Source organism: Lewinella sp. (assembly GCF_050633125.1).
Taxonomy (GTDB): Bacteria; Bacteroidota; Bacteroidia; order Chitinophagales; family Saprospiraceae; genus Lewinella.
Window position 1 is genome coordinate 1 of the sequence record NZ_JBOEFX010000058.1, and the last position, 744, is coordinate 744.

Here is a 744-nt window from a genome sequence, read left to right on the forward strand (position 1 = left end):
TCGTATTTGATGTGATCGACTGCAAAGGACCTGCTCCAGTGTGTATCAACGGACTGACGGTAACTCTGATGCCTGTAGATGAAGGTGTTGATGCAGATGGAGACGGAGACGAAGACCGTTGTGCAATGGCTATTTGGGCCAGTGACTTTGAAGGTTCCCCGATCAGTGATTGTACGGGTCAAGGGCCAGAACTGTTCAATGGTCTACCTCGTGTAATCAAGTACGCTATTTACCGTGCTGCTGACGTAGAAGCTGATCCTGACTTTGTACCAAGCCCTGATGATACCGGATTGGTATTGACCCAGGACGATGACGAAAACACAGTAGTCTATGTATACGCTTTTGATGAAGAAGGTAACTACGACTACTGTGAGACCTACATCTTGGTAGCACTTAATGACAATTGTGGCATTATAGATGAAGGAGGTATGGTGAATGGTGTTATCATGACGGAAGATGCTGAAACGGTAGAGGGTGTAGAAGTGAATATCAATGGAGATATGAACTTTATGATAATGACGAATACCGATGGCACATATAGTTTCGCAGGATTACCATTGGGTGGTGATTACACAATAACACCTTACCTGAATGCTAACCCACTGAACGGTGTGACGACCTTTGATATCGTTAAGATCTCCAAGCACATCCTGAACGTGGATCCGCTAGCAGGCCCTTACAAGCGCATTGCGGCAGATGCCAACCGTAGTGGAACGATTACGACGCTGGATTTAATCCAGATCC

1 pseudogene is annotated in these 744 nt (G+C 46.0%); it reads left to right on the forward strand.

Annotation, left to right across the window (positions count from 1 at the left end):
* A pseudogene (locus ACRBG0_RS13880) lies at positions 1-744 on the forward strand (hypothetical protein); the annotation flags it as partial.